This is a genomic window from Acidovorax sp. Root267 (assembly GCF_001429215.1).
In the GTDB taxonomy this organism is placed as follows: domain Bacteria; phylum Pseudomonadota; class Gammaproteobacteria; order Burkholderiales; family Burkholderiaceae_C; genus Acidovorax; species Acidovorax radicis.
The window spans coordinates 407,751-431,855 of sequence record NZ_LMJC01000022.1 but is presented as its reverse complement, the minus strand read 5'-3'; the positions used below and the strand labels follow the sequence as shown (position 1 = coordinate 431,855).

20 protein-coding genes and 1 pseudogene are annotated in these 24,105 nt (G+C 66.9%); 14 read left to right on the top strand and 7 right to left on the bottom strand.

Going from position 1 to position 24,105, the window contains the following annotated elements:
• Positions 1 to 66: 66 nt before the first annotated feature.
• The 9 genes and pseudogenes from ASE39_RS15880 to ASE39_RS15840 all read left to right on the top strand — a co-directional run bounded on the left by ASE39_RS15880 (position 67) and on the right by ASE39_RS15840 (position 8,956).
• Positions 67 to 1,071: a tripartite tricarboxylate transporter substrate binding protein gene (locus ASE39_RS15880; RefSeq protein ID WP_057271773.1), complete on the top strand. Its 1,005-nt coding sequence runs from the start codon at positions 67 to 69 to the stop codon at positions 1,069 to 1,071.
• Between the two features lie 50 nt (positions 1,072 to 1,121).
• Positions 1,122 to 2,060, top strand: coding sequence for an amidohydrolase family protein (locus ASE39_RS15875; protein ID WP_057271772.1), 939 nt, complete (start codon positions 1,122 to 1,124; stop codon positions 2,058 to 2,060).
• Between the two features lie 20 nt (positions 2,061 to 2,080).
• On the top strand, positions 2,081 to 3,100 hold the full coding sequence (locus tag ASE39_RS15870) for a tripartite tricarboxylate transporter substrate binding protein (protein ID WP_057271771.1): 1,020 nt from the start codon (positions 2,081 to 2,083) through the stop codon (positions 3,098 to 3,100).
• 66 nt (positions 3,101 to 3,166) lie between these two features.
• Positions 3,167 to 3,853, top strand: coding sequence for a diguanylate cyclase (locus ASE39_RS15865; RefSeq protein WP_057271770.1), 687 nt, complete (start codon positions 3,167 to 3,169; stop codon positions 3,851 to 3,853).
• Positions 3,850 to 4,785, top strand: coding sequence for an NAD(P)-dependent oxidoreductase (locus ASE39_RS15860; protein WP_057271769.1), 936 nt, complete (start codon positions 3,850 to 3,852; stop codon positions 4,783 to 4,785). Before ASE39_RS15865 ends, ASE39_RS15860 begins: the two co-directional genes overlap by 4 nt.
• Positions 4,786 to 4,962: 177 nt before the next feature.
• Positions 4,963 to 5,965: pseudogene (locus ASE39_RS15855) on the top strand (tripartite tricarboxylate transporter substrate binding protein).
• Positions 5,966 to 6,151: 186 nt separating this feature from the next.
• Positions 6,152 to 7,108 carry a tripartite tricarboxylate transporter substrate binding protein gene (locus tag ASE39_RS15850; protein WP_057271768.1) on the top strand — a complete coding sequence of 319 codons (957 nt, stop codon included), beginning with the start codon at positions 6,152 to 6,154 and terminating at the stop codon, positions 7,106 to 7,108.
• Positions 7,109 to 7,114: 6 nt separating this feature from the next.
• Complete coding sequence (locus tag ASE39_RS15845) at positions 7,115 to 8,014, top strand: amidohydrolase family protein (protein ID WP_057271767.1); 900 nt, start codon at positions 7,115 to 7,117, stop codon at positions 8,012 to 8,014.
• An 18-nt stretch (positions 8,015 to 8,032) separates the two neighbouring features.
• Positions 8,033 to 8,956 (top strand): SMP-30/gluconolactonase/LRE family protein, encoded by a 924-nt coding sequence (locus ASE39_RS15840; protein WP_057271766.1) that lies wholly within the window; start codon positions 8,033 to 8,035, stop codon positions 8,954 to 8,956.
• Positions 8,957 to 9,029: 73 nt separating this feature from the next.
• Here the strand turns inward: ASE39_RS15840 and ASE39_RS15835 are convergent, their stop codons facing one another.
• Positions 9,030 to 10,154 (bottom strand): NADH:flavin oxidoreductase/NADH oxidase, encoded by a 1,125-nt coding sequence (locus ASE39_RS15835; RefSeq protein ID WP_057271765.1) that lies wholly within the window; start codon positions 10,152 to 10,154, stop codon positions 9,030 to 9,032.
• 134 nt (positions 10,155 to 10,288) lie between these two features.
• Between ASE39_RS15835 and ASE39_RS15830 the strand changes: the two genes are divergently transcribed.
• From ASE39_RS15830 to ASE39_RS15820, 3 genes are all read left to right on the top strand, one after another.
• Positions 10,289 to 11,230 (top strand): LysR family transcriptional regulator, encoded by a 942-nt coding sequence (locus ASE39_RS15830; RefSeq protein ID WP_057271764.1) that lies wholly within the window; start codon positions 10,289 to 10,291, stop codon positions 11,228 to 11,230.
• Positions 11,231 to 11,323: 93 nt separating this feature from the next.
• A complete protein-coding gene (gene katG, locus ASE39_RS15825; protein WP_057271763.1) occupies positions 11,324 to 13,519 on the top strand; it encodes a catalase/peroxidase HPI in 2,196 nt (731 codons plus the stop codon).
• 124 nt (positions 13,520 to 13,643) lie between these two features.
• On the top strand, positions 13,644 to 14,036 hold the full coding sequence (locus ASE39_RS15820) for a carboxymuconolactone decarboxylase family protein (protein WP_010465441.1): 393 nt from the start codon (positions 13,644 to 13,646) through the stop codon (positions 14,034 to 14,036).
• A gap of 15 nt (positions 14,037 to 14,051) precedes the next feature.
• On the opposite strand, the gene ASE39_RS15815 is transcribed toward ASE39_RS15820, so the two are convergent.
• On the bottom strand, positions 14,052 to 14,597 hold the full coding sequence (locus tag ASE39_RS15815) for a PAS and helix-turn-helix domain-containing protein (RefSeq protein WP_010465438.1): 546 nt from the start codon (positions 14,595 to 14,597) through the stop codon (positions 14,052 to 14,054).
• A gap of 76 nt (positions 14,598 to 14,673) precedes the next feature.
• On the opposite strand from ASE39_RS15815, the gene ASE39_RS15810 reads away from it, so the two are divergent.
• A complete protein-coding gene (locus tag ASE39_RS15810; RefSeq protein WP_057271859.1) occupies positions 14,674 to 15,381 on the top strand; it encodes a CoA transferase subunit A in 708 nt (235 codons plus the stop codon).
• Positions 15,382 to 15,383: 2 nt separating this feature from the next.
• A complete protein-coding gene (locus ASE39_RS15805) occupies positions 15,384 to 16,022 on the top strand; it encodes a 3-oxoacid CoA-transferase subunit B (protein ID WP_057224103.1) in 639 nt (212 codons plus the stop codon).
• A 126-nt stretch (positions 16,023 to 16,148) separates the two neighbouring features.
• On the opposite strand, the gene ASE39_RS15800 is transcribed toward ASE39_RS15805, so the two are convergent.
• The 5 genes from ASE39_RS15800 to ASE39_RS15780 form a co-directional block, all read right to left on the bottom strand.
• Positions 16,149 to 16,442, bottom strand: a complete 294-nt coding sequence (locus ASE39_RS15800; RefSeq protein ID WP_057224104.1) for a hypothetical protein — start codon at positions 16,440 to 16,442, stop codon at positions 16,149 to 16,151.
• Positions 16,443 to 16,493: 51 nt separating this feature from the next.
• Positions 16,494 to 16,787 carry a hypothetical protein gene (locus tag ASE39_RS15795; RefSeq protein WP_057271762.1) on the bottom strand — a complete coding sequence of 98 codons (294 nt, stop codon included), beginning with the start codon at positions 16,785 to 16,787 and terminating at the stop codon, positions 16,494 to 16,496.
• 274 nt (positions 16,788 to 17,061) lie between these two features.
• Positions 17,062 to 21,741, bottom strand: coding sequence for a LamG-like jellyroll fold domain-containing protein (locus tag ASE39_RS15790; RefSeq protein WP_057271761.1), 4,680 nt, complete (start codon positions 21,739 to 21,741; stop codon positions 17,062 to 17,064).
• A 280-nt stretch (positions 21,742 to 22,021) separates the two neighbouring features.
• On the bottom strand, positions 22,022 to 23,203 hold the full coding sequence (locus tag ASE39_RS15785; protein WP_057224107.1) for an ABC transporter substrate-binding protein: 1,182 nt from the start codon (positions 23,201 to 23,203) through the stop codon (positions 22,022 to 22,024).
• Positions 23,204 to 23,209: 6 nt separating this feature from the next.
• Complete coding sequence (locus ASE39_RS15780) at positions 23,210 to 24,058, bottom strand: aldolase (RefSeq protein ID WP_057224108.1); 849 nt, start codon at positions 24,056 to 24,058, stop codon at positions 23,210 to 23,212.
• Positions 24,059 to 24,105 lie beyond the last annotated feature (47 nt).

The window sequence follows — 24,105 nt, the reverse complement described above, 5'->3', positions numbered from 1 at the left end:
CGGCGCCGGGCCGTCGCAGGTTCTGCAGACCGGCGTGACGAACCACCATAAAACGGAGACAAATCCATGCCAGCTTTTTCATCGCTTTCGCGTGCCGTCGGCGCGCACCTGTGCGCAGCCCTGATGGGCCTTGCCGCAACCGCCGTGCCCTTGGCCGCCCAGGCCCAGGCCGCATACCCGAACAAACCCATCCGCCTCATCGTGCCGTTCCCACCCGGTGGCGGCACTGACATGATCGCGCGCACCGTGGCGCAAAAGCTCACGGACCAGAACAAGTGGAACGTGATCGTGGACAACCGCCCCGGCGCGGGCGGCAATCTGGGCGTGGATGCGGCCGCCAAGTCGGCCCCCGATGGCTACACGCTGGTCATGGGCCAGACCAGCAACCTGGCCATCAACCCCACGCTGTACCCCAAGCTGCCCTACGACCCCATCAAGGACCTGGTGCCCGTGGCGCTGGTGTCGTCGTCGCCCATCGTGATCGCCGCGCCGGCCAATTCGCCGTACAAGACCTTTGCCGATGTGGTGGCTGCATCCAAGGGCAAGCCTGACGCGCTCACCCTGGGCTACTCGGGCAACGGCACGGTGGCCCACCTGGCCGGCGAGCTGGCCGAGAACGCGGCGGGCATCAAGCTGCGCCATATCCCCTACAAGGGCGCGGCCCAGGCCATGACCGACCTGGTGGGCGGGCAGATCGATCTGTACATGTCCTCCGTGCCCACGCTGCTGGGCCAGGTGCGCAACGGCAAGCTCAAGGTGCTGGCCATCACGTCGGCCAAGCGCTCGTCGCAATTGCCGGATGTGCCCACGCTGGCCGAGTCCGGCTACAAGGGCTTCGAGGCCGTGACCTGGTTCGGCATCCTGGCGCCCGCCGGCACGCCCGCACCCATCGTGGCGCAGCTGAACAAGGCCATCAACCAGGTGCTGCAGCATGCTGAAGTGGCCGAGAAGCTGCGCTCAGAAGGCGGTGATATCCTGGGCGGCTCGGCCGATCAGTTCGGCCAGCTGCTGCGCACCGAAGTGCCGCGCTGGGGCAAGATCGTCAAGGACTCGGGCGCCAGCCTGGACTGACCGACAGCGCCGACACAGCCACCGCTTAGCGCCCGCCAAGAGTCCGCGCCATGCACCGCGACAGCCTTGTCACGCCTGTGCGTACCGCCCACACCGTGCGGTTTTCAGCCGGCACCGCCGCGCCGCGCAACGTGGTGCCGGCCGGCGCCTGCGACTGCCATGTGCATGTGTACGACAGCCGCTTTCCGGCTGCGCCGCAGGCCAGGCTGTTGCCGCCCGATGCGTCGGCGCTGGACTATGCAGCGCTGCAGCAGCGCATCGGCACCACGCGGGTGGTGCTGGTCACGCCGTCGACCTACGGCACCGACAACCGCCCGATGCTCGAAGGCCTGGCCGCACTGGGCGCCATGGGCGTGCAAGCCCGTGGCGTGGCGGTGATCGACGGCACCGAGAGCGATGACGAGCTGCAGCACCTGCAGGCCGCCGGCGTGCGCGGCGTGCGGCTGAACCTGTCGCTGGGCGTGTCGGGCACGGCGGCTTCGCTGCTGCCGCTGGCCCGCCGCATCGCGCCGCTGGGCTGGCACCTGCAGCTGCTGATGGCGCCCGATGTGCTGGTCGCGCAGGCCGACGTGCTGCACCAGTTGCCCGTGCCGGTGGTCTTCGACCACTTCGGCCGCATCGCTCCCGCGCAGGCGGGTCGGCACCCCGCCCATGGGTTGCTGCTGGCGCTGCTGCAGGGCGGGCAGGCGTGGATCAAGCTGTCGGGTGGCTACATCGTGAGCGAGCAGCACTCGGTGGAAGACCCCGCGCTCGACACCCTGGCTGCCAGCTACCTGCGCTGCGCGCCCGACCGCGTGGTCTGGGGCAGCGATTGGCCGCATGCCACCGCATCGGCCGGCGTGCAGCCCCTGCCCGACGACGCCCGCCAGGTGGACCGGCTGGCCGACTGGGCGCGCGATACAGGCGACAGCGCCACGCTGCAGCGCGTGCTGGTGGACAACCCGGCCGCGCTCTACGGCTTCACGCCGACCATTTCTTCATTGCCTTGACGACACCGGGAGACCTGCCCATGACCGAATCCGCAACCCCCACTCCAACAGCCGGCCTGCCGCGCCGCAGCGTGCTCGCTGCCAGCGGTGCCGCGCTGCTGGCCCCCTGGCTGTCGGCACCTGCATTGGCCCAGGGCGACTGGCCTGCCGGTCGCGTCATCACCTGGGTGGTGCCGTACCCGCCCGGCGGCAGCACCGACGTGCTGGGCCGCAATGTGGCGCAGCGCATCGGCGCCGCGCTGTCCACCAACGTGATCGTGGACAACAAGGCCGGTGCCACCGGCACCATCGGCGCGGCCTTTGTTGCCAAGGCGGCGCCCGACGGCTACACGCTTCTGGGCACCTCCATCGGGCCGCAGGCGATCGCGCCGCACCTGATGGGCAAGCTGCCGTACGACCACATCACGGCGTTCGAGCCTGTGGTCATCATCGGCACCATTCCGCACATTTTGGTGGTGGGCACGGACCAGCCGTTCAAGACGGTGGCCGACCTGCTGGCCGCTGCCAAGGCACAGCCGGGCAAGCTCGCCTTCGCCTCGGGCGGCAACGGCACCATCTTGCAGATGCAGGGCGAGCTGCTGCAGCAGCAGACCGGCGCGCGCTTCATCCACGTGCCCTACAAGGGCGACACCCCGGCGCTGCAGGACACGTTGGCCAGCCAGGTGCAGTTCATGTTCGCGCCCGCGGCCGCCGCGCTGCCGCATGTGCAGGCGGGCAAGCTGCGCGCGCTGGCCGTCACCTCGGCCCAGCGCCTGAAGGCCCTGCCGGCCGTGCCCACGATGGCCGAGGTGGGCATGAAGGACTTCGTGGTGGAGCAGTGGCAGGCCGTGTTCGCGCCGGCCAAGACGCCCTCCACCGTGGTGCAGCGCTTGAACCAGGAGATCAACAAGGCCCTGAAGGACCCCGCCGTGGTTGCCCTGGCCGACAAGCTGGGCGTGACGCTGGTGGGCGGCACGCCCCAGCAGCTGGGCGACCTGCAAAAGGCCGACTCGGCCAAGTGGGCCAAGGTCATCAAAGACGGAAACATAAAAGCTGAGTGAGACGGCCTTTGCAGCCGGCATTGTCTGCACGCACCCCTTCTTCATTTTTCAAACGGACAGAACACCATGAGCCAACTCCCCGACATCATCCGTGACATCGACCGCGTGAGCGCCGATGTCGTGAGCAAAGCCGCGACCTTCCAGGCCGCCATCCTGGCCGACGTGGCGGGCCGCCGCGGCACGATGCACGGCCGCGTGGCCCCGGTGCACCAGAGCATGCAGGTGGCAGGCCCCGCCTTCACCGTGGAAGTGCGCCCCGGCGACAACCTCATGATCCACGCCGCCATCGCGCTGGCCCAGCCGGGCGACGTGCTGGTGATCGACGGCAAGGGCGACCTGACCGCCGCCCTCATGGGCACCCTGATGCTCAGCGCCTGCAAGAAGCGGGGCCTGGCCGGCGTGATCGTGGACGCGGCCATCCGCGACAAGCTGGAGATCCTGGAGCTGGACTTCCCCGTGTTCAGCGCGGGCTTCAACCCCGCCGGACCCACCAAGTACGTGCCCGGCCGCATCAACCACCCCATCTCTGCCGGCGGCGCCACCGTGAACCCCGGCGACCTGGTGGTGGGCGATGCTGACGGCGTGGTTGTGATCGAGCGCGCCAAGGCCCCCGGCATGATGGCCCTGGCCGACAAGAAGGTGGCCGACGAGGCCGCCCGCATCGAAGCCATCGCCCGCGGCGACACCGCATCGAAATGGCTGCCTGCCGCGCTGCGCGCTGCTGGCGTTTTGAAGGAAGGGGAATCGCTGTGAGCCAAACCATCATCGTCACTGGCGCCGATCTGGCGCAGCAAGCCCTGGACCTGCTCACGGGCTACGACATCGTCTACACAGGCAAGACGCCGACCGAAGAGGACATGGTGGCCCTGTGCGGTTCGCACAACCCCGTGGCCATCATCGTGCGCTACGGCAAGGTGGGCCCGGCCGTGATGGACGCGGCGCCTTCGCTCAAGGTGATCTCCAAGCACGGCAGTGGCACCGACACCATCGACAAGGTGGCGGCCCAGGCGCGCGGCATCGAGGTGGTGGCCGCCGTGGGCGCCAATGCTGCGGCCGTGGCCGAGCAGGCGCTGGCACTGCTGCTGGCCTGTGCCAAGTCGGTGGTGCAGCTGGATGCGCGCATGCATGCCGGCCATTGGGACAAGGCCACGCACAAGAGCCTGGAGCTGGGCGGCCGCACCGTGGGCCTGGTGGGCCTGGGCGCCATCGGCCTGCGCTTTGCGAAGATGGCCGATGCGTTGGGCATGCGCGTGATCGGTTTCGACCCGTTCGCCAAGAATCTGCCCGACTACGTGCAGAGCGTGAGCCTGGAGACCATCTGGCGCGAAGCCGATGCAGTCTCCTTGCACTGCCCGCTGACCGACGAAAACCGCGGCATGCTCAACGCCGCCACGCTCGCGCAGTGCAAGCGCGGCGTGATCGTGGTCAACACCGCCCGCGGCGGCCTCATCGACGAAGCCGCATTGCTCGCAGCCGTGCGCTCGGGCCAGGTGATGGCGGCGGGCCTGGACAGTTTTGCGGTGGAGCCCATGGTGGCCGGCCACCCGTTCCAGGGCGAGAAGAATTTCATCCTCAGCCCGCACATCGGCGGCGTGACCAGCGACGCCTACGTGAACATGGGCGTGGGCGCGGCCCAGAACCTGCTCGCCGTGCTGGCCCGCGTGCCGGCCGCCGCGGCGGCATGAGCCGGTGCTGGCCCTGCCGCAGCAGGGCCGGCCGCAGAGTGAGACCGTAGCAGGCAGACCTCGGGCAGGGCAGGGCACACCAGCGTTGTGTGCCCGCCGTGCAGGGGCCCGTGCGCGCACCGGCTTGCGCCAGAACCGACGGCTGCCACACCGCAGCCCATGACAGGAGACACATCGATGAACAAGAATTTTGAGAAAAAAATGCCCCTACCGCTTGTCCATCAAGCGCTAGCAGCTACGCTTTTTATAGCGTCTGGCGCTTGCTTCGCCCAGGCCGGCGACTACCCCGCCAAGCCCGTGAAGCTGGTGGTGGGCTTTGCCGCCGGCGGCCCCACCGACGTGGTGGCCCGCGCATTCGCAGACCATGCCAGCCGCGCGCTGGGCCAGCCCTTCATCATCGACAACAAGCCCGGCGCCAATACCATCCTGGCCGCGCAGGCCGTGGCCAGCGCGCCGGCCGACGGCTACACGCTGCTGTTCGGCGCCACCAACCACACGATGATCCCCGGGGCCGTACAGCAACCGGGTCAAGTTCGATGCGGTGAAGTCTTTCAAGCCCCTGTGCACCGTGGCCACCAGCCCGACGGTGCTGGTGGTGGGCCCCGGCATGCCGGTGAAATCGCTGGCCGACTACATGGCCCGTGCCCGCAAGGAGCCGGGCGTGACCACGGCCGGCACTGCCGGCGTGGGCAGCTCGGGTCATTTCGCCACCGAGATGTTTGCACGGGCCAATGGCCTCAAGCTCAACCACGTGCCCTACAAGGGCGCGGCGCCGGTGGTCACGGACCTGATGGGCGGCCAGCTCGACAGCTCGTTCGCCACGCTGGGCTCGGTGCTGCCGCAGATCAAGAGCGGCAAGCTCACGGCCCTGGCCGTGGCGTCGCCCAAGCGCTCGTCGCTGCTGCCCGACGTGGCCACGTTCGCTGAAGCCGGCGGCGGCAAGTATTCGGCCGATGCCTGGTACGGCGTGCTGGCGCCCGCCGGTGTGCCCGACGCCGTGGTGCAGAAGCTCGAACGCGCGGCTGTGGACTTTGCGAAGAGCGCCTCCGCGGTGGACAAGCTGCGCGGCCTGGGGCTGGATGCGGACTCGACCTGCGGCACCGCGTTTGCAGCGCAGGTGGAGCGCGAAGTCGCCACCTATACCCAGATCGCCAAAGACCTGGATCTGAAAGTGGAGTGACCCCCCTGAGGCGCTTTGCGCCTTCCCCCCTCTCTCGCCTCGCTGCGCGATGCGGGAAGGGGGACGCAGCCAGTGCGGCGGGGCGGCCCTTGCACGGCTGCCTGCGCCTTGTCTGCGCCAGTTTCGCAGGCCAGAGGGCAGCAATACCTGTTGGCTCTTGATGGATTGAATGGATAAGGAGACTTTATGTTGCGTTTTCTCAAACCCCTGATCGCCGCCTGCGCCCTGGCCACGGGCCTGGCCCATGCCGCGTTCCCCGAGCGCCCCATCACCATCGTCGTGCCGTATGCGCCCGGCGGTGCGGCCGACGCCGTGGCCCGTGTGCTGGCCACGCGCCTGGGTGCCAAACTGGGCGCCAGCGTGATCGTGGACAACAAGGCCGGCGCCAGCGGCACCATCGGCGCCAGCTACGTGGCCAAGGCCAATGCGGATGGCCACACGGTGCTGTACGACGCCACGCCGTACTCCATCAACCCGCACCTGTTCCCCAAGATGCCGTATGCCGCCAACGCGCTGCAGCCGCTGTCGCTGGTGCTGCTCGCGCCCAATGTGCTCATCGTGAAGACCGACTCGCCAATCAAGAACATCGGCGACCTCGTTGCCAAGGCCAAGGCGGCCCCGGGCAAGCTCAACTTCGCCTCGGGCGGCAGCGGCACCGTGCAGCGCCTGGCGGCCGAGCTGCTGCGCCAGCAGCTGAACCTGGACATGGTGCATGTGCCCTACAAGAGCGGCGGCCCCGCCATCACCGACGTGATGGCCGGCCAGGTGGACTTCATGTTCGGTACCGTGGCCGCGACCTACCCACATGTCTCCGGCGGCAAGCTGCGCGCCCTGGCCGTGTCGGCGCCCGAGCGCTCCAGGCGCCTGCCCGACGTGCCCACCGTGGCCGAGACGGTGATCCCCGGCTACGAGGCCTATGAGTGGAACGGCCTGTTCCTGCCCGCCGGCACGCCCGAGCCCATCGCCGCCAAGCTGCGCGAGGCCGTGCAGGAGGTGATGAAGGAAGACGAGCTCAAGCAGCGCCTGGCCGACATGGGCGCGCAGCCCGTGGGCTCCACGCCTGCCGAGTTCGCGGCCTTCCTCAAGAAGGAAGATGCGAAATGGGGCGAGGTGGTGCGCAAGGGCAACATCAAGCTGGACTGAGCGCCGATGGACCAGCCCCTGCCTGGCGCCGTGCCGCATTCGGCAGGCCTCAACCAGCCGCTGCGGGCGCTGCCGCCGCTGGCGTGCGACAGCCACATGCACATCTTCGATGCGCGTTTTGCGCCATCGCCGCACTGGCCGCGCACGCCGCCCCATGCGCCCGTGGCCGCCTACCGGCAGCTGCAGCAGCGCCTGGGCACATCGCGCACCGTGGTGGTCACGCCGTCCACCTACGGAACCGACAATGCCTGCGCGCTGGATGCACTGGACGCCTTGGGCGACAGCGCGCGTGGCGTGGCGGTGGTGGGCCATGCGGTGAGCGATGTGGAGCTGAGCCGCCTGGCCGCACGGCGTGTGTGCGGACTGCGGGTGAACTTCGTCTCGCTGCAGTCCTGGGGTACGACCACGCCGGCCATGCTGTCCACCCTGGCGGACAAGGTTGCGCGCCATACGGACTGCGGCGGCTGGCATATCCAGGTGTTCGCGCACCCGGAGCAGATCGTGGCGCTCGAACCCGTGCTGCAGGCCTTGCCTGTTCCGCTGGTCATCGACCACCTGGGCCGCATCGACCCGGCGCAGGGCCCGAGTGCCGACGCCTACGGCGTGCTGCGCAGGCTGCTGGACGGCGGCAATACGTGGGTCAAGCTGTCGGGCGCCTACATGCGCTCCACCGCGCAGGGCCCGAGCTACGCCGACATGCTGCCCCTGGGCCGCGCGCTGGTGCAGGCCGCGCCCGGGCGCCTGGTGTGGGGCAGCGACTGGCCGCACACCACCGAGGCACCGGGCTCGGTCAACGATGCCGGCCTGTTGGACTTGCTGCGTGCCTGGGCGGGCAGCGATGCCGTGATGGACGGCATCCTGGTCGACAACCCGGCGCGGCTGTATGGTTTCGCCACCGCGTCCTGAACAAGAAAGACCCCCACCATGTTTCTGCTGCAACCGCCCCAGGTCCGCGACCTGGATATGTTCTCCGCCATGCCCGAACACTTTCGCCGCCGCGAGCGCAGTGCCTGGGCCGATGCCAACCGGGGCGGCACCGTCACCGATTCGTTCCTCGAAGGCCCGGTGTTCGACGGTGCGGGCCACCTGTACGTGACCGACATCCCCTGGGGCCGCATCTTTCGCATCAGCCCTGAGGGCGAATGGACACTGGTGGCCGAGTACGACGGCGAGCCCAACGGCATGAAGTTCCTGGATGCCGGCACGCTGCTGATCACCGACTACAAGAACGGCCTCATGCGCCTGGACGTGGCCTCCGGCAAGGTCACGCCCTACCTGGAGCGCCGCAACAGCGAGCGCTTCAAGGGCGTGAACGATTTGATCTTCGACGCCGACGGCAACCTGTATTTCACCGACCAAGGCCAGAGCGGCCTGCACGACCCGAGCGGCCGCCTGTACCGCCTGCGCCCCAATGGCCAGCTCGACCTGCTGCTGGCCAACGTGCCCAGCCCCAATGGCGTGGCCCTGTCGCCCGACGGGCGCGTGCTGTACCTGGCCGCCACGCGCGGCAACTGCGTGTGGCGCGTGCCGCTGCTGCCCGACGGCAGCGTGGCCAAGGTGGGGCAGTTCTTCACGTCGTACGGGCCCAGCGGCCCTGATGGGCTGTCCGTGGATGCGCAGGGCCGGCTGCTGGTGGCCAACCCCGGCCTGGGCTATGTCTGGGTGCTCAACCACCGGGCCGAGCCCGAGCTGGTGCTGCGCGGGCCGGCGGGGGCGTCGACCACCAATCTGGCCTTTGGCGGCGAGGGCGGCCGCACGGTCTACGTCACCGACTCGACCCACGGCCAGGTGCTGCGCGCGCAGCTGGATGCTCCAGGGCTGCCGCTGCACCGCTTGGCCGCGCGCTGAGGGGCGGCGGCACAGGGCGGCCGGGAAATTGATAGGGAAGGCGGTAGGGAAGGGACCGCGCCGTTCTTGCGGGCTATTGCGCTGCAGCGACCTTGGCCGCGCCCCGGTAGCGCGACAGCCAGTGGGCATACGGCGCGGGCAGCGTGGTCCATTCGGGCTTTTGCTCGCCCAGCACCTGCGCCAGGTGGTAGGTGTAGTGCGGGTTGGACAGGTGGGCGCGGCCGATCATCACCAGGTCCATCTGGCCGTCGGCCACTGCGCGTTCTGCAATGTGCGGGTCGTCGATGCCCCATGACGAGGCCACGGGCAGGCCGGCCTCGCTGCGCACGCGCTGGGCCACCGGGGCCAGGAAGGCCGGCGTGGCCCAGGGGATCTGCGTCTCTGCGATCACGAAATTGGCGCTGACGTTGACCATGTCCAGGCCGCGCTCGCGCATCTGGCGCACCAGCTCGATGGACTCGGCCACGGTTTCCTCGTCGCGGCCGTCGTATTCGATCACGCCGAAACGTGCCGTGAGCGGCAGGTGTGCGGGCCAGACCTTGCGCACGGCCTCCACGGTTTCCAGCAGAAAGCGTGCGCGGTTGTCGAAGCTGCCGCCGTACTGGTCGGTGCGCTGGTTGCTGTGGGCCGAGAAGAAGCTCTGCGCGAGGTAGCCGTGGGCAAAGTGCAGTTCCAGCCATTCAAAGCCCGCGGCCAGCGCGCGGCGGGCGGCGGCGACGAAATCGGCCTGCACCCGGGCGATGTCTTCCAGCGTCATGGCCTTGGGCACGCGGGGCAGGCCGCCGCCATAGGCAATGGCGGACGGGGCGATGGGTTGCCAGGCACGCGGATCGCTTTCGGGAATGTGGTCGTCGCCTTCCCACGGGCGCTGGGCGCTGGCCTTGCGCCCGGCGTGGCCGATCTGAATGCCGGGCACCGCGCCAGCGGCCTTGATGTTGGCGGCGATGCGGGCCAGGCCTTCGACCTGCTGGTCGTTCCACAGGCCGGTGCAGGCCGGGGTGATGCGGCCTTCGGGCGACACGCCGGTGGCCTCGACGATCACGAGACCTGCGCCGCCACGGGCAAGGCCGGCGTAGTGCGCCTGGTGCCATTCATTGGTCAGGCCGTCGGTGGCGCTGTACTGGCACATCGGCGGGATCGCGATGCGGTTGCGCAGGGTGACGCTTTGGAGCTGGAACGGGGTGAACAGGGCAGACATGCAGCTTTCTTTCTTGTGGGAGGCTGAAAAGGGGGGTGAAGCGGGAGGGCCAAAACAAGTCATGGCCACACACGGTGAGGATGGTGGGTACGATGCAGCCATAAACCAAATCGATATTTCTTATTCTTGAAATCATGGCAATTGATATCAGGGCCATGGACCTGAACCTGCTCAAGGCGCTGGATGCCTTGCTCGACGAGCGCAGCGTGACCCGCGCCGCCCGGCGCCTGTCGCTCACCCAGCCCGCGGTCAGTGGCATGCTGACCCGTCTGCGCGAAAGCTTCGACGACCCGCTTTTCGTGCGCACCCAGCGCGGCATCACGCCCACGCTGCGCGCGCAGGAGCTGGCCGCGCCGGTCAAGGAGCTGCTGGGCGGGATCGAGTCGCTGCTGCAGCCCCAGGCCTTCGACCCTGCCACGGCGCAGATGACCGTGCACCTGGCATCCACCGACTACGCGCTGCAGGCGGTGGTGGTGCCGTTTCTTGCCAAGCTGCGGCGCCGCGCGCCCGGCGTGCGTGTGGCCGTGGTGCCTGCCCAGCACCTGCCGGTGTACGAGCGGCTGGAGCGCGGCGATATCGACCTGGCCCTGATCAGCCCGGAGAACACGGCGCCCGACTTGTACGCCCGCCACCTGTTCGACGAGCGCTATGTCTGCGTGATGCGCGAAGGGCATCCGGATGCACAGGGTGACGTCCTGTCGCTCGACCGTTTCTGTGCGCTGGACCATGCACTCATCTCGTACACCGGCGGCAGCTTCTACGGCGTGACGGACGAGGCGCTGGCACGCCTGGGCCGGTCACGCCGGGTGGCGCTGTCGATCACCAGTTTTCTGGTGCTGCCGCAGATTCTGCGCACCAGCGACCTGATCGCGGTCGTGCCGCAGCGGGTGGTGGCCGATGCACCGGGGCTGGTCGTCATGGAGCCACCGGTGGCCATACCGGGATTCGTGAAAACTGCCGCCTGGCACGAACGCACCCACCGCTCCGCGGGGCATCGCTGGGTACGCTCCGTGCTGTTCGATACCTGTGGTTGCGGGGAGCCTGAAGCTCCGTTGAAGCTCACCAGTTTTCAATAAAAACTATCGTCTTGATGAATATGATTGCCTTTTCAATGGAGTGCACATTTCTTAGGATCGGAGCCGTTCATCAGCCATAACAAGGAGTGACCCATGACGACAGACGCAAAGTGCCCCTTCGATCACACCCAGGCCGCCGCGCCCAAGGGCCCTGGTAACGCAGACTGGTGGCCCAACCAGCTCAACCTGCGCCCGCTGAACCAAAGCTCGCCGCTGGTCGACCCCATGGGCGACGGCTTCAACTACGCCGAGGAGTTCAAGAGTCTGGACCTGGCCGCGGTGAAGGCTGACCTGCACGCGCTGATGACCGATTCGCAAGACTGGTGGCCGGCCGACTTCGGCCACTACGGCCCGCTGTTCGTGCGCATGGCCTGGCACAGCGCCGGCACCTACCGCCTGGCCGATGGCCGCGGCGGCGCCGGGGCCGGGCAGCAGCGTTTTGCGCCCCTGAACAGCTGGCCCGACAACGCCAACCTGGACAAGGCCCGCCGCCTGCTGTGGCCCATCAAGCAAAAATACGGCCGCAAGATCTCGTGGGCCGACCTGTTGATCCTGACCGGCAACGTGGCGCTCGAATCCATGGGCTTCAAGACCTTCGGCTTTGCCGGCGGCCGCCCCGACGTGTGGGAACCCGATGAAAACGTGTACTGGGGCGCAGAGAGCACGTGGCTGGGCGGCGACAAGCGCTACAGCGGCGAGCGCGACTTGGCCAAGCCCCTGGCCGCCGTGCAGATGGGCCTGATCTACGTCAACCCCGAAGGCCCGAACGGCAACCCCGACCCCCTGGCCGCAGCGCGCGACATCCGCGACACCTTTGCCCGCATGGCCATGGACGACGAAGAAACCGTGGCACTGATCGCCGGCGGCCACACCTTTGGCAAGACCCACGGCGCAGGCGACGCGGCCCTGGTGGGCCTGGAGCCCGAAGGCGGCGGCATCGAGGACCAGGGCTTCGGCTGGATCAGCAAGCACGGCAGCGGCTTTGGCGGCGACGCCATCACCAGCGGCCTGGAAGTCACCTGGACCACCACACCCACGAAGTGGAGCAACAACTTCTTCGAGAACCTGTTCGGCTTTGAATGGGAGCTGACCAAGAGCCCGGCCGGCGCGCACCAGTGGACGGCCAAGGGCGCGGCGGCGACCATTCCGCACGCCCACGACCCGGCCAAGAAGCTGGTGCCCACCATGCTCACCACCGATTTGTCGCTGCGCTTCGATCCGGCCTACGAGAAGATCTCGCGCCGCTTCCTCGACAACCCCGACCAGTTCGCCGACGCGTTTGCCCGTGCCTGGTTCAAGCTGACCCACCGCGACATGGGCCCCCGTTCGCGCTATCTGGGCGCGGACGTGCCGGCCGAGGTGCTGGTGTGGCAAGACCCGGTGCCGGATGTGGACCATGCGCTGGTCGATGCGCAGGATGTGGCGGCGCTCAAGGCCCAGGTGCTTGCCTCGGGCCTGTCGATCGCCGAGCTGGTGTCCACCGCCTGGGCCTCGGCATCGACCTTCCGCGGCGGTGACAAGCGCGGTGGTGCCAACGGTGCCCGCATCCGCCTGGCGCCGCAAAAGGACTGGGAGGTGAACCAGCCCGCGCAGCTGGCCAAGGTGCTGGGCCAGCTCGAAGCGATCCAGCAGGCCTTCAATGCTGCGCAATCCGGCGGCAAGAAGATCTCGCTGGCCGACCTGATCGTGCTGGCCGGGGGCGCAGCCGTGGAGGCCGCAGCCAAGAAGGCCGGGCAGGACGTGACGGTACCGTTCACGCCAGGCCGCACCGATGCCTCGCAAGAGCAAACCGATGTGCCCTCTTTCGAGGTCATGGAGCCTGCGGCCGATGGTTTCCGCAACTACGTGAAGCCGGGCCTGGAAGGCGCCGTGTCCGAGTTGTTGATCGACCGTGCCAACCAGCTCACGCTGACCGGGCCGGAGATGACGGTGCTCGTCGGCGGCCTGCGCGTGCTGGGGGCGAACGTGGCGTCGTCCGCCGCGCACGGTGTGTTCACGCAGCGCCCGCAGACCCTGAGCAACGACTTCTTCGTGAACCTGCTGGACATGCGCACCAAGTGGCAGAAGTCTGCCTCGGCCCCCGGCGTGCTGGAAGGCGTGGACCGCAGCGGCGGCACCCCGAAGTGGACGGGCACGGTGGCCGACCTGGTGTTCGGCTCCAACTCGCAACTGCGCGCCCTGGCCGAGGTGTATGGCAGCAGCGATGCGCAGGCGGTGTTCGTGCAGGACTTTGTGCGCGCCTGGACCAAGGTCATGAACCTTGATCGTTTCGATCTCGCGGCTGCATAAGCCAACGGCGGAGCCATTGACCGCGCCACTTGCCTGCCCCACGTGGGGGACGGCAAGTGGCGTTGTGCTTTTTGCCCAGGCGCTGCGGCTAACATGGCGGCCCCAACCGTATTGGAGAGCCCGCATGACGCAACCCCCATCCACCAAGGACTTCGACAAAGGCCTGGCCACGCGCAAGCAGGTCATGGGCGAGGACTTCGTGGCCAATGCCTTTGGCAACGCCACGGAATTCACCCAGCCGATTCAGGAGTTCATCACCCGCAATGCCTGGGGCGATGTGTGGCAGCGTCCGGGGCTCGACCTGAAGACACGCAGCCTGATCACCGTGGCTTTCTTGACCGCTTTGGGCAAGCAACACGAGCTCAAGGGCCATGTGCGCGGCGCACTCAACAACGGTGCCACCGCGCAAGAAATCCAGGAAGTGCTGCTGCACGCCAGTATCTACTGTGGCTTGCCCACGGCCGTGGAGGCGTTCCGCACAGCGGCTGAGGTGATCGACGGGCCCAAGAAGGGCTGAACCCAGTCGCGGCCTTCAGCCCCCCGCGAGCAGTTTGTGCACCAGGTCCGCTGCGGTGGACGCGTTGTACTTGCGCATGAGGCGGGCACGGTAGATCTCCACCGTGCGGTGGCTGATCTCCAGCGCCCGGCCGATTTCCTTGGAGGTCAAACCCTCCAGCAAGCGTGCGGCCACCTCGCGCTCGCGGCCCGTCAGCTCGGCCTTGACGGGGCGCTGCGAACTGAGGTCTTCAAAGCTCCAGATGCCCGATTCATGGGGAGCGTCGCGATTGAGCGCACGGCCTGACACATGGCACCAGAACACCTCACCGTTGGCGCGTTTCATGATGCGGTTGTCGGCGTAGTGGCCCTTGGCGTTCAGGATGGGTTCCATGTGCGCGCCCAGGCGTTCGTATTCGTCAGCGCTTGGGTACAGTACCTGGAACGACTGACCAATGAGCACCTCGCGCGAAGCGCCGAACATCTCGCAGACCTGGCGGTTGCAATCGACCATGGTGCGATTGCGTGACAGCACCAGGCCCACGGGGGCCATGTCAAAAGCGAGTCGGTAATCAACGTCCATAGTGCAAGTCTTTACGGAATACTACTTAATCGGGTACGTAGTATCGTAGCGCATCCAAATTCACAAGGAGATCGTGGTGAACAAGTTATTCCCCTCCGCAGCCGAAGCCTTGAAGGGCGTGGTTGCAGACGGCCAACTCATGGCCGTGGGTGGCTTCGGTTTGTGTGGCATTCCAGAAGCGCTGATCGACGCTTTGCGCGACTCCGGCGCCAAGAACCTCACCGTGATCTCCAACAACGCAGGTGTGGATGGCTTCGGCCTGGGCAAACTGCTGGAGACCCGACAAATCAAAAAGATGATTTCGTCCTACGTGGGCGAGAACAAAGAGTTCGAGCGCCAGTACCTGGCGGGCGAACTGGAGTTGGAGTTCACGCCCCAGGGCACGCTGGCCGAGAAGCTGCGCGCTGGCGGCGCTGGCATCCCGGCTTTCTTTACCAAGACGGGTGTAGGCACCATCGTGGCCGATGGCAAGGAACTGCGCGGATTTGACGGCGAAACCTACGTGATGGAGCGCTCGCTGGTGCCCGAGGTCTCGCTCATCAAGGCCGACGTGGCCGACAAGTCCGGCAACCTGCGTTTCAACCTCACAGCGCGCAACTTCAACCCTGCGGCTGCCACTGCCGGCAAGGTCTGCATTGTGGAAGTGGAGCGCATTGTGGAAGTTGGCGAGCTTGCCCCAGACGACGTCCATCTGCCCGGCATCTATGTGCACCGCATCGTGCTCAATGCCAACCCCGAAAAGCGTATCGAAAAACGCACGATCACCGAGAAAGCAGGAGCCTGAACATGCCGTGGACCCAAGACCAGATGGCCGCCCGCGCGGCGCAAGAACTCGAAGACGGTTTCTATGTGAACCTGGGCATCGGCATCCCCACGCTGGTGGCCAATTTCACCGGTGACAAGGAAGTGTGGCTGCAGTCCGAGAACGGCATGCTGGGCATTGGCCCGTTCCCCACCGAAGACAAGGTGGACCCGGATCTCATCAACGCTGGCAAGCAGACCGTGACCACGATCAAGGGCTCGTCGATCTTCGGCAGCGACCAGTCGTTTGCCATGATCCGTGGCGGCAAGATCAACCTGTCGATCCTCGGTGCGATGCAGGTCAGCGAAAAGGGCGACCTGGCCAACTGGATGATCCCCGGCAAGATGGTCAAGGGCATGGGCGGCGCGATGGACTTGGTGGCAGGCGTCAAGCGCGTGATCGTGCTCATGGAGCATGTTGCGAAGAAGAAAGACGGCACGGAAGACATGAAGATCCTGCCCCAGTGCACGCTGCCCCTCACAGGCGTGGGCGTGGTGGACCGCATCATCACCGACCTGGCCGTGCTGGACGTTACGCCCGAAGGCCTCAAGCTCGTGGAGCTGGCACCCGGCGTGAGCTTCGAATCCCTGCAGGCCAAGACCGGCGTGACCGTGCTGCAGTGATCGGTGTGCTGCCGCGCCCTTCGCGGGCGCGCGGCGAACAATACAAAAAAAGGCCGGGGCCCCGTGAGGGGCTCCGGCCTTTTGCATGGAGGCTGCAGTGCGGTCTGCAGCGTTGCCTTGCGTGGATTACAGAACGCCGATCTCGCCCGAAGGGATCTGGCCAGTGCGCACGGCTTCGGCTGCAGCGGCGCGCACGGCGGCGCGGTCGGCCTTCGACTGGTAGGTCGCTACGCGGGAGCCGGCGGGCTCCATGCTGTGTGTGCGGGCCTCCACAGCGGCTTCGGCAGCCACTTCAGCGCGGGTGCGGTTGGTCTCGAACTTCAGGGCGAACTGCGAGCTGTCGGCTTCATCGGCATAGGCACCAAAGGAGGCGAAAGCGGCAACGGCGGCAATGGACAGGAAACGTGCGGTGTTGTTCATGGTGACTCTCCGATCAAATGGGGTAGGGGGCTTGGTGCGGGGCGGTGCGGATTACAGGTAGCTTGCTTCGCCCGACGAGATCTTGCCTGTGCGCAGGGCTTCGGCAGCCTGGGCACGCACCGCGGCGCGGTCTGCCGTCGATTGGTAGGTCACCACGCGGGAACCAGCGGGTTCCATGCTGTGCGTGCGGGCCGTCAATGAGGCCTCGGCAGCGACTTCGGCGCGTGTGCGGTTGGTCTCGAACTTCAGGGCGAATTGCGAGCCATCGGCCTCATCGGCGTGGGCGCCGAACGATGCAAAAGCAGCAACAGCGGCGATGGAGAGGAAGCGTGCAGTCGTGTTCATGATGAAAATCCTTGGAAGATCAAAAAAGCGTCTCAAAAACCGGGACAAAAACCTCTCTGAACCGGGTTCGGTGAGTCGCCTTGCGGGTTCGGCTCATCGATGGGTTGAACTGTACGCCTGAGGTGTTCAGAGAAAAACCATCTGGTCGCGAACTGACTGTTCCAGTTTTGGAAATATTGGCGCGGAACTGGCGCGCACAAAAAAAGCCCGCAGTCGCTTGGCGACTGCGGGCTTCGCAGGCCGGAGCTTGGGGCGGCGCTGCAGCGCCGCCTGGTCAGGGCAACTGTGTCCAGTTCTGGTTGTTGCCGCCGTTGCAGGTCCAGGTGACCAGTGGGATATCCTGCGCCGTGGAGTTGTTGGGCACATCCAGGCAAGCCCCCGATGCGCGGTTGCGCAGCGTCGACCCCACCATGCTCCATTGCGCCGTGTTGCCCGTGCTGCAAGCCAGCTGCACCACGCCAGCACCACTCGCCGCCGCGCTGTCCTGCGCCAGGCACAGGTTGCTGTGCCGCGCCACCAGTTGCACAAAGCCGCCCGCCACGGTGCGCACCGTAAAGGTCTCGTTGGCCGCCGTGCCGCAAGGCCACTGGATTGCGACCACACCGCTGTTGGGTGACGCGCCGCGGATGTTGACGCACAGCGTGCTGTGGGCCGAGCGCAGGCGCGTGGTGAAGTCCGTCGCCGTATCGAGCGAGCGCACGTACTCGGCCAGCGCCTGCCGGTCGGCAGCAGGCAGGCTGCCGGCATTGCCGTGGCCCCCCGCCATCACTTCCAGCACGCTCGCCTTCTGGCCGTTGTGCAGGTAGGACTTGGCGGCCCAGCTGCCGATCAGCGTGGGCGTGTCAAAACCCAGGCCGGCCAGCGGCTGGTTGCCGCCCTTGCCGGACGAGGGTTGGATCGTGCCCACGTCGTGCCGCAGCCCGTCGGTGAGCGTGCCGCCCGCGTGGCAGCTGGCGCAGTTGGCACTGGCAAACAGGGTCTGCCCGCGTGCCGCCTCTACCGTGAGATTGCCGTCGGCCGCACGCGCCGGGCTGCGCATGTACTTGTTCAGCGAAGTAAGGTAAGCCGCGAGGTCGTCGAGCTGCGCATTGCGCCCGGCCTTGGGCGCGCCCAGCGGGTCGGACGTGGCAGCAAAGTCGGCGTCGCTCAAAAAGCCCGTGCCCCCAAACGCGCTGCGCATGTCGTTCTCGAAGTCCTGCACCTCGTCGAAGTTGGCGCTCCAGTGCAGCTTGCCGTGGCCCAGGCCGCGCCGGCCCTGCAGGCTGATGGTGCGGCGCAGGCCCTCGCCACGTTGGGTGAAGTCCCACACCATGCCGTCGTCGCCGCCATCGGCGTGGCAGCTTGCGCACGACATGTAGTTGTCCTTGCTCATGCGCCGGTCGGCCGCGTTGTAGAACACCTGCTTGCCGCGCAGTGCCGCGGCCGCCAGGGGCTCTTGCGCCACCGTGGCCACGTTCTGCACAAAGACCGCCGCCGCGCTGCGCGATGCCAGCACATCGGCCACGTCGTGCACGGTGACTGAACGCGCGAGGAAGTTGTTCACGAACAGCCGCTTGCGCGAGGCATCCAGGTACAGCCCGTGCGGCGCGCTGCTGGCGTTGATCTCGCCGCGCACGGCGCGGGTGTAGGCATCGACGATGGCGATGTTGTTGCCCTCCATCTGCGCGACAAACAGGTAGTCGCCCACCGGGGAATACAGGGCCGCACGCGCCGGTGCCCGGTCGTCGAAGTCGATCTGCTCGGCCAGCAAATGCGTGCCCTGCGACAGGTCCACCTGCGACAGGATGGAGCGCACGGTCTGGTCGTGTGGCAGGTCGTTGCCGTCGCGAAAGCGCCCGCGCACGATGTTGTCCTTCTTGCCCGGCAGCACCGCGCGGCCGCCGTCGGGCGAGATCACCACCTGGCTCAGGTAGTTGGCCACGCCGCGCGAGCTGTTCTCGGTGTCGACCGTGGTGGTGTCGACCGGCAGCGCAATCGTGGACACCAGCGCCATGCTGTTCAAGCCCACCTTGTGCAGCTGCCCGCCCGTCATCCTGGACTTGAAGCGCGTGATGTACGCCGTCTGCGAATCGGCCGCCACGGCAATGCCGCGCAGATCGCCTTCCAGCGCGAGCGTGCCCGTGGTGTTGCCGTTGGCGGGGTCGAAGGCAATGAGCGTGGACTTGCTCTCCAGCGTCAGCAGCCCCTTGGCGCCGTTGGGCGTGAACGCCACGCCGTACGGCCCGCTGCCGTAGGCCAGCGTGATCGTGGTCGAAATGCTGCCGTCCGCGGGGTTCAGCGCCACCAGTTTGTCCTCGCCCTGCACCGCGACCCAGATGCGGCCATCGGGTGCGCGCGCCAGGGTTTTGGGTTCGTCTCCCACACGCGTTTCCCAGCGCTTGGCCAGCGACACCGCATCGATGGCGGCCACCGTGCCGCTGTCCGGGTTCACCGCATACACGCTGTTGGCGTCGCCCACGATGTTGCTCGAATGCGTGGGCGCGGTGGCGGTCGCCGGGAAGACCACGGTCACGTTGTAGGTGTAGAAAGTCTCCCGGCCCGCCGCGTCGCGCACCGTCAGGGTCACGGTGTAGTGGCCCGGGCGGTTGTAGGCGTAGCTCGCATTGGCCTGGGCTGAGAAGTTGGTCTGCGTGCCGTTGCCAAAATTCCACCGGTAGGTGAGGCCCGTGCCGCCGCCCAGGCGGGTCGGGTCGAAGCTCAGCTGCCCATTGACCAGCTGCGGGGAACCGCTTACGGCAACGTCGCCAATGATGGCCTGCGAGCGCAGTTGCGCCACGTCGGCATCGCTGAGCACGCGGCCATAGACCCGCACGTCGGCCAGGCTGCCGCGGAAGAAGTCGGCATTGCCCTGTATCTGCCCGAGCAGCGTGAACTTGTTGGACAGGCCTTTGGTCCCGGTGAGCCCGGTCGAGCTGGTCTTGGTGCCGTCGATGTACACCGTCTGCGCGCCCGACGCGGCGTCGCGTGTCATCACCACATGGTGCCAGGCGCCATCGTTGACCGGGGCGGTGGAACGTGTGCCGGGGTTGTTGGCCGCGACGTTGCCCACCGACAGGTTCACGCGCCCGGTGTTGTCGAGCCAGCCCCAGAACACGTCGTCGGCGCCGTTGGCCTGGTCGCGCCCAAAAATGCCTGGCGCGGTCCAGGGGTTCACCGAGCCTGCCTGGGTGGTCTTCATGTAGAACGCGACCGATGCCGTGCCGCCCAGGGCAGTGGCCACGCTGTCGTTCTTGAGCGCGACGCCGCCTGTGCGCTGCGCGAAGTTCAGGCCCAGGCCCTCGAAGCGGTCGGCCGCCGAGGCCGTACCGTTGTTCGCACCGATCTCATCGGTCAGCGCGCTGGTCAGCGGCCAGTGGTTGCTCAGGCTGATGTCGGTGGCGTTGCCGGTGTGGAAAACAGCCCTGTACTCTGTAGCGATGCCGTTGCCCGCATAGTCCTTCACTCCTCCGGCCGTCAGCAGAATTTCGTAGCTGGTGCCAGCTGCCAGGGGCTGTGCAGGGTGGAAATTGATGATGCCCAGCTGCACGCTGTAGGTGCCGGCCAGCGCATTGCCGTTGACCGGCCGCACGATGAAGGTGCTGGCGGTCACGCTCTCGGGCAGGATGCTGTCGGTGAGGCCCACGCCGATGCGCGAGGTCAGCGCCTGTTGCTTGGCGCCGTTGGTGGGCGATGTCTGCTTGACGGCGGGCGGCGTGGTGTCGCGCGCCGTCTGGTGCACGATGAAACCGCTGCCCGAGCCGTGGTCGTTGCCGATGAACAGCAGGTTGCCCATGGGCGCGACCTGGCCGTGGTCGGAGTGCGAATAGTCAGGATGGTTGGTCGCGAACAGGCTGCCCTGCCCCACTTCGACGTGGTTGAGCGGGTTGCTCACATCCACCTTGTGCACCTTGAACTGCGCGCCCTGGAACACGTAGTGGTCCTGCATGCCGCAGTACAGCTGCTCGTCAATCACAAGGCGGTTGTCCTCCACCACAAACTGCGTGCGATCACTCAGGTCATAGCTGTACATCTTGGCGCCATTGCCGCGTGCCGACGCGTGCAGGTTCTTGCCATCAAAACAGGTGGCGTAGTAGTTGGGGTTGGAGCCCACGGTATCGAGCACCTTGGGGTTGAGCGGGTCGGAAATATCCAGGCTGGCAAAGCCGTCGGTGTTGTCCATCGACGTCAGCACCATGTGGTTGCCCATGGTGAAGATGGGCCCCACACGAAAACCGCCCAGCTCGCCCGTGGGCACGGGGTTGGGCTTGCCGGCGCCGCGGTTGGCGATCACGGCGTTCACCGGGTCGCTGGCGTCCACGATGTAGACCCCGTCGTTGGCCGAGGCCACATACAAGTACGGCGCCTGCCACCACAGCTGCCACGCCACGTTGGCGTAGTCGCCCCCGTTCACGGTCGGCAGCGCCAGCTTCTTGACCTGCTGGATGTTGTTGATGTCGGTGAAGTCCCAGAACTCGACGCCCTTGATGCTGGGCACCACCACGTATTGCTTGCCGCCGATCTTCGCGGTGCCGAAGGAGTGCGCCTCGCGGAACTCCTTGGTGCGCCCCTCGGGCTCGTAGATCTTTTTTACCAGCACGATGGCGCGCGGGTTGGACACGTCGTACAGCAGAAAGCCCCCAGGGCCCAGCCCGCTGTCCGGCGCAAAGGACGTGAGGAAGTAGCCGTTGAGCATGATGCCCACGTTCAACCCGTAGTCCTTGCGGCCTGGGTAGGTGGCCGGCACATCGCCCGAGGCGCGGGTGATCATGGAGACCGGCTTGAAGAGCTCGGCCGAGGTGTAGGTGAGGTTGCCCAGGCCCGGGCCCTGCAGCGCCAGCGTCGCCTCGCCGGCTCGCGTGACCGTGGTCACCATCGTGCTCAAGGTGGTCATCGGGCTCACGCCCGTGATCGCCGCGTGCGTCATCAAGGTGGCGAATGGCAGCAACAGCGCCAGCAAGTAGTACCGGATCTTCATCGTTGTCTCCTGGTTAGGGTGGGTCCTCGCGGGACCTTTTTTTCTCGGTCTTTCCGACAGGCCGCTGTAGGTCGAGCGCACGCAAACACGCGCAGGCGCTCCCGGCCGATGGCGCGTGTGCCACCGGCCGCAGGGCTCTTCTTTTTCTTTCTTCTCCCTCGCTCCCTCTCTTCTCGTTTTCTTCTCACCCATCGGCGGTGGCGGGGCAGGCCCGCTCTGTGCCTGTTACGGCACCGGTCGCCAGGCGCCCACGACCAGACGGCCGGGCGCGTTGGGGGACTTACTTCTTTCTTTGCACGAACAGGTTGCGGCGCGCATCCTCGGGATAGGCGAAGGTGACGGCGGAATTGCGCACCAGCCCGACCACCAGCATGTTCTGGCTGATGGCCTCCTTGTCCTCTGGCGAAAAGGGCTTTTCGTACGTGGCGACCACTCCGTAGAAGACGCGGGGAATCGTCTCCAGCGCGTGCTTGACGGCCGGCCCACTCAGGTCGCCGTTGTGGATGCCGAGCAAGGCGTAGGTCAGCAGGTAAGTCGCGTCGTACGCCTGGGCCGCTGCCATGGGCACGCGGATGCGCGACATGCTGAACTTGCGGGCATAGGTGCTGAGGAAGGCGGCGCGGCGCTCGTTGCTCGGCTCGGCAATAAAGGTCTGCGCCATGAGTGATCCTTCCGCGCCGCCATACGCGCCGTCGATGTAGTTCGGGAAAGAGAGCGGCCAGGCACCCACCTGAGGGACTTTCCAGCCCAGGGTCTTGCGGCCGTTGGCAATGGTGGCGGCCTCAGGGCCTGCGGCGTAGCTCAGGATGACGTTGGCGTGGGCTGCCCTGGCCTCGGCCAGCTGCGCCGTCACTTCCTTTGCGCTGGCTGCGACGCGCGCTACGTATACGGGTTTGACGCCCTGTTGCGCCAGGGCTTGCGTGACGTCGTGCAAACCGGCGCTGCCGTAGTCCGTGGTGTCGGCAAACACAGCCACCCGGCTCCAGCCGCGCTTGAGAATGTCGTCGACGATGAACGACGCCTGGATCGCATCGCGAGCGGCGGTGCGAAAGATGAAACTCTGCGCCGGGGGCACCTTGGTGGTGAGCAGCGTGCCGGTGGCGCACGGGATCACCAGCGGCACCTTCGCTTGCTGGAAGACGTCCACCACCTTCATGCCCACGCCGTTGTCGCACACGCCAATGGTGGCCACCACCTTCTGGGCCACCAGCTCTTTGGCGGCCGCCAGGCCCTTCTCAGGGTCGGCGAAGTCGTCCTTGATGTCCAGTTCCAGCGGGCGCCCCAGGTAGCCACCCACTGCATTGATCTCGTCCACGGCCATGCGGATGCCGTTGAGCATGGTGGTGCCGACATCGGCCGAGCCGCCGGTGAAGGGGCCGATCACCCCGATACGCACCGGCGTACCCTGTGCCAGTGCGCTCGCCGAAAACAGCGCTGCCGCGAGGATCCAGGGCGTTTTCATGGAGGGTCAGGCCGGCGTGGATTCGTACAGGCGCCATGCCTCGGCAGCGCTGGCGCCGTGGTGGATCATGGACATCAGCGCATTCACCACCGCCGAAGGGTTGGCGTGCTGGTACACATTGCGCCCATAGACCATGCCCGATGCGCCCTGGTCCATCAGCACACGCGAGCGTGCAAACACCTGCTGCAGGTCCTCGCGGCCGCCGCCGCGCACCAGTACCGGGCAGCGCGCGGCTTGCACCACGCGGTGGAAGTCCGTGGGGTCCGTAGTGGGGTCGGCCTTCACGATGTCGGCGCCCATTTCACGCGCCAGGCGCACCAGGGTGACGATCTTCTCGGCGTCGCCATCGACCATGTAGCCGCCCTGGTCGCTGTGCGGGCGCATGACCAGCGGCTCGATCATCAGCGGCATGCCGTAGCGGTCGCAGTCGGCGCGCACGCGGGCGATGTTGGCCACGCACTGGCGAAACAGGTCGGGCTCGTTGGGCAGCATGAACAGGTTGACCACCACACAGGCGGCGTCGCGCTGCACGGCGGGCAGGACCGGGTCGTGCTCGTTCTGCAGCACGGCCCACATCACGCGGTGGGCGGTGGCGTTGTAGGGGTTGCCCATGTCGATGCGCATCACCAGCGCGGGCTTGTCGCGGCCCGGACGGTCCTGCAGCAGGTCGGCCTGGCCGTAGTTGAGCTGGATCGCATCGGGCCCGGCGGCCACGAGCTTGTCCATCACCTGGGGCATGTCCTCCAGGCCATTGAGGAACGAGGGTTCGTTGCAGACGCCGTGGTCGAGCGCGATATCCAGGCAACGTCCGTTGGTGAGCAAACGGTTCAGGCGCGCGGTCTTGTCCTTCGACATACGAAGAGGTCCTTGTGAAATTGGAAAGAGAGACGGGGAAAGAGAAG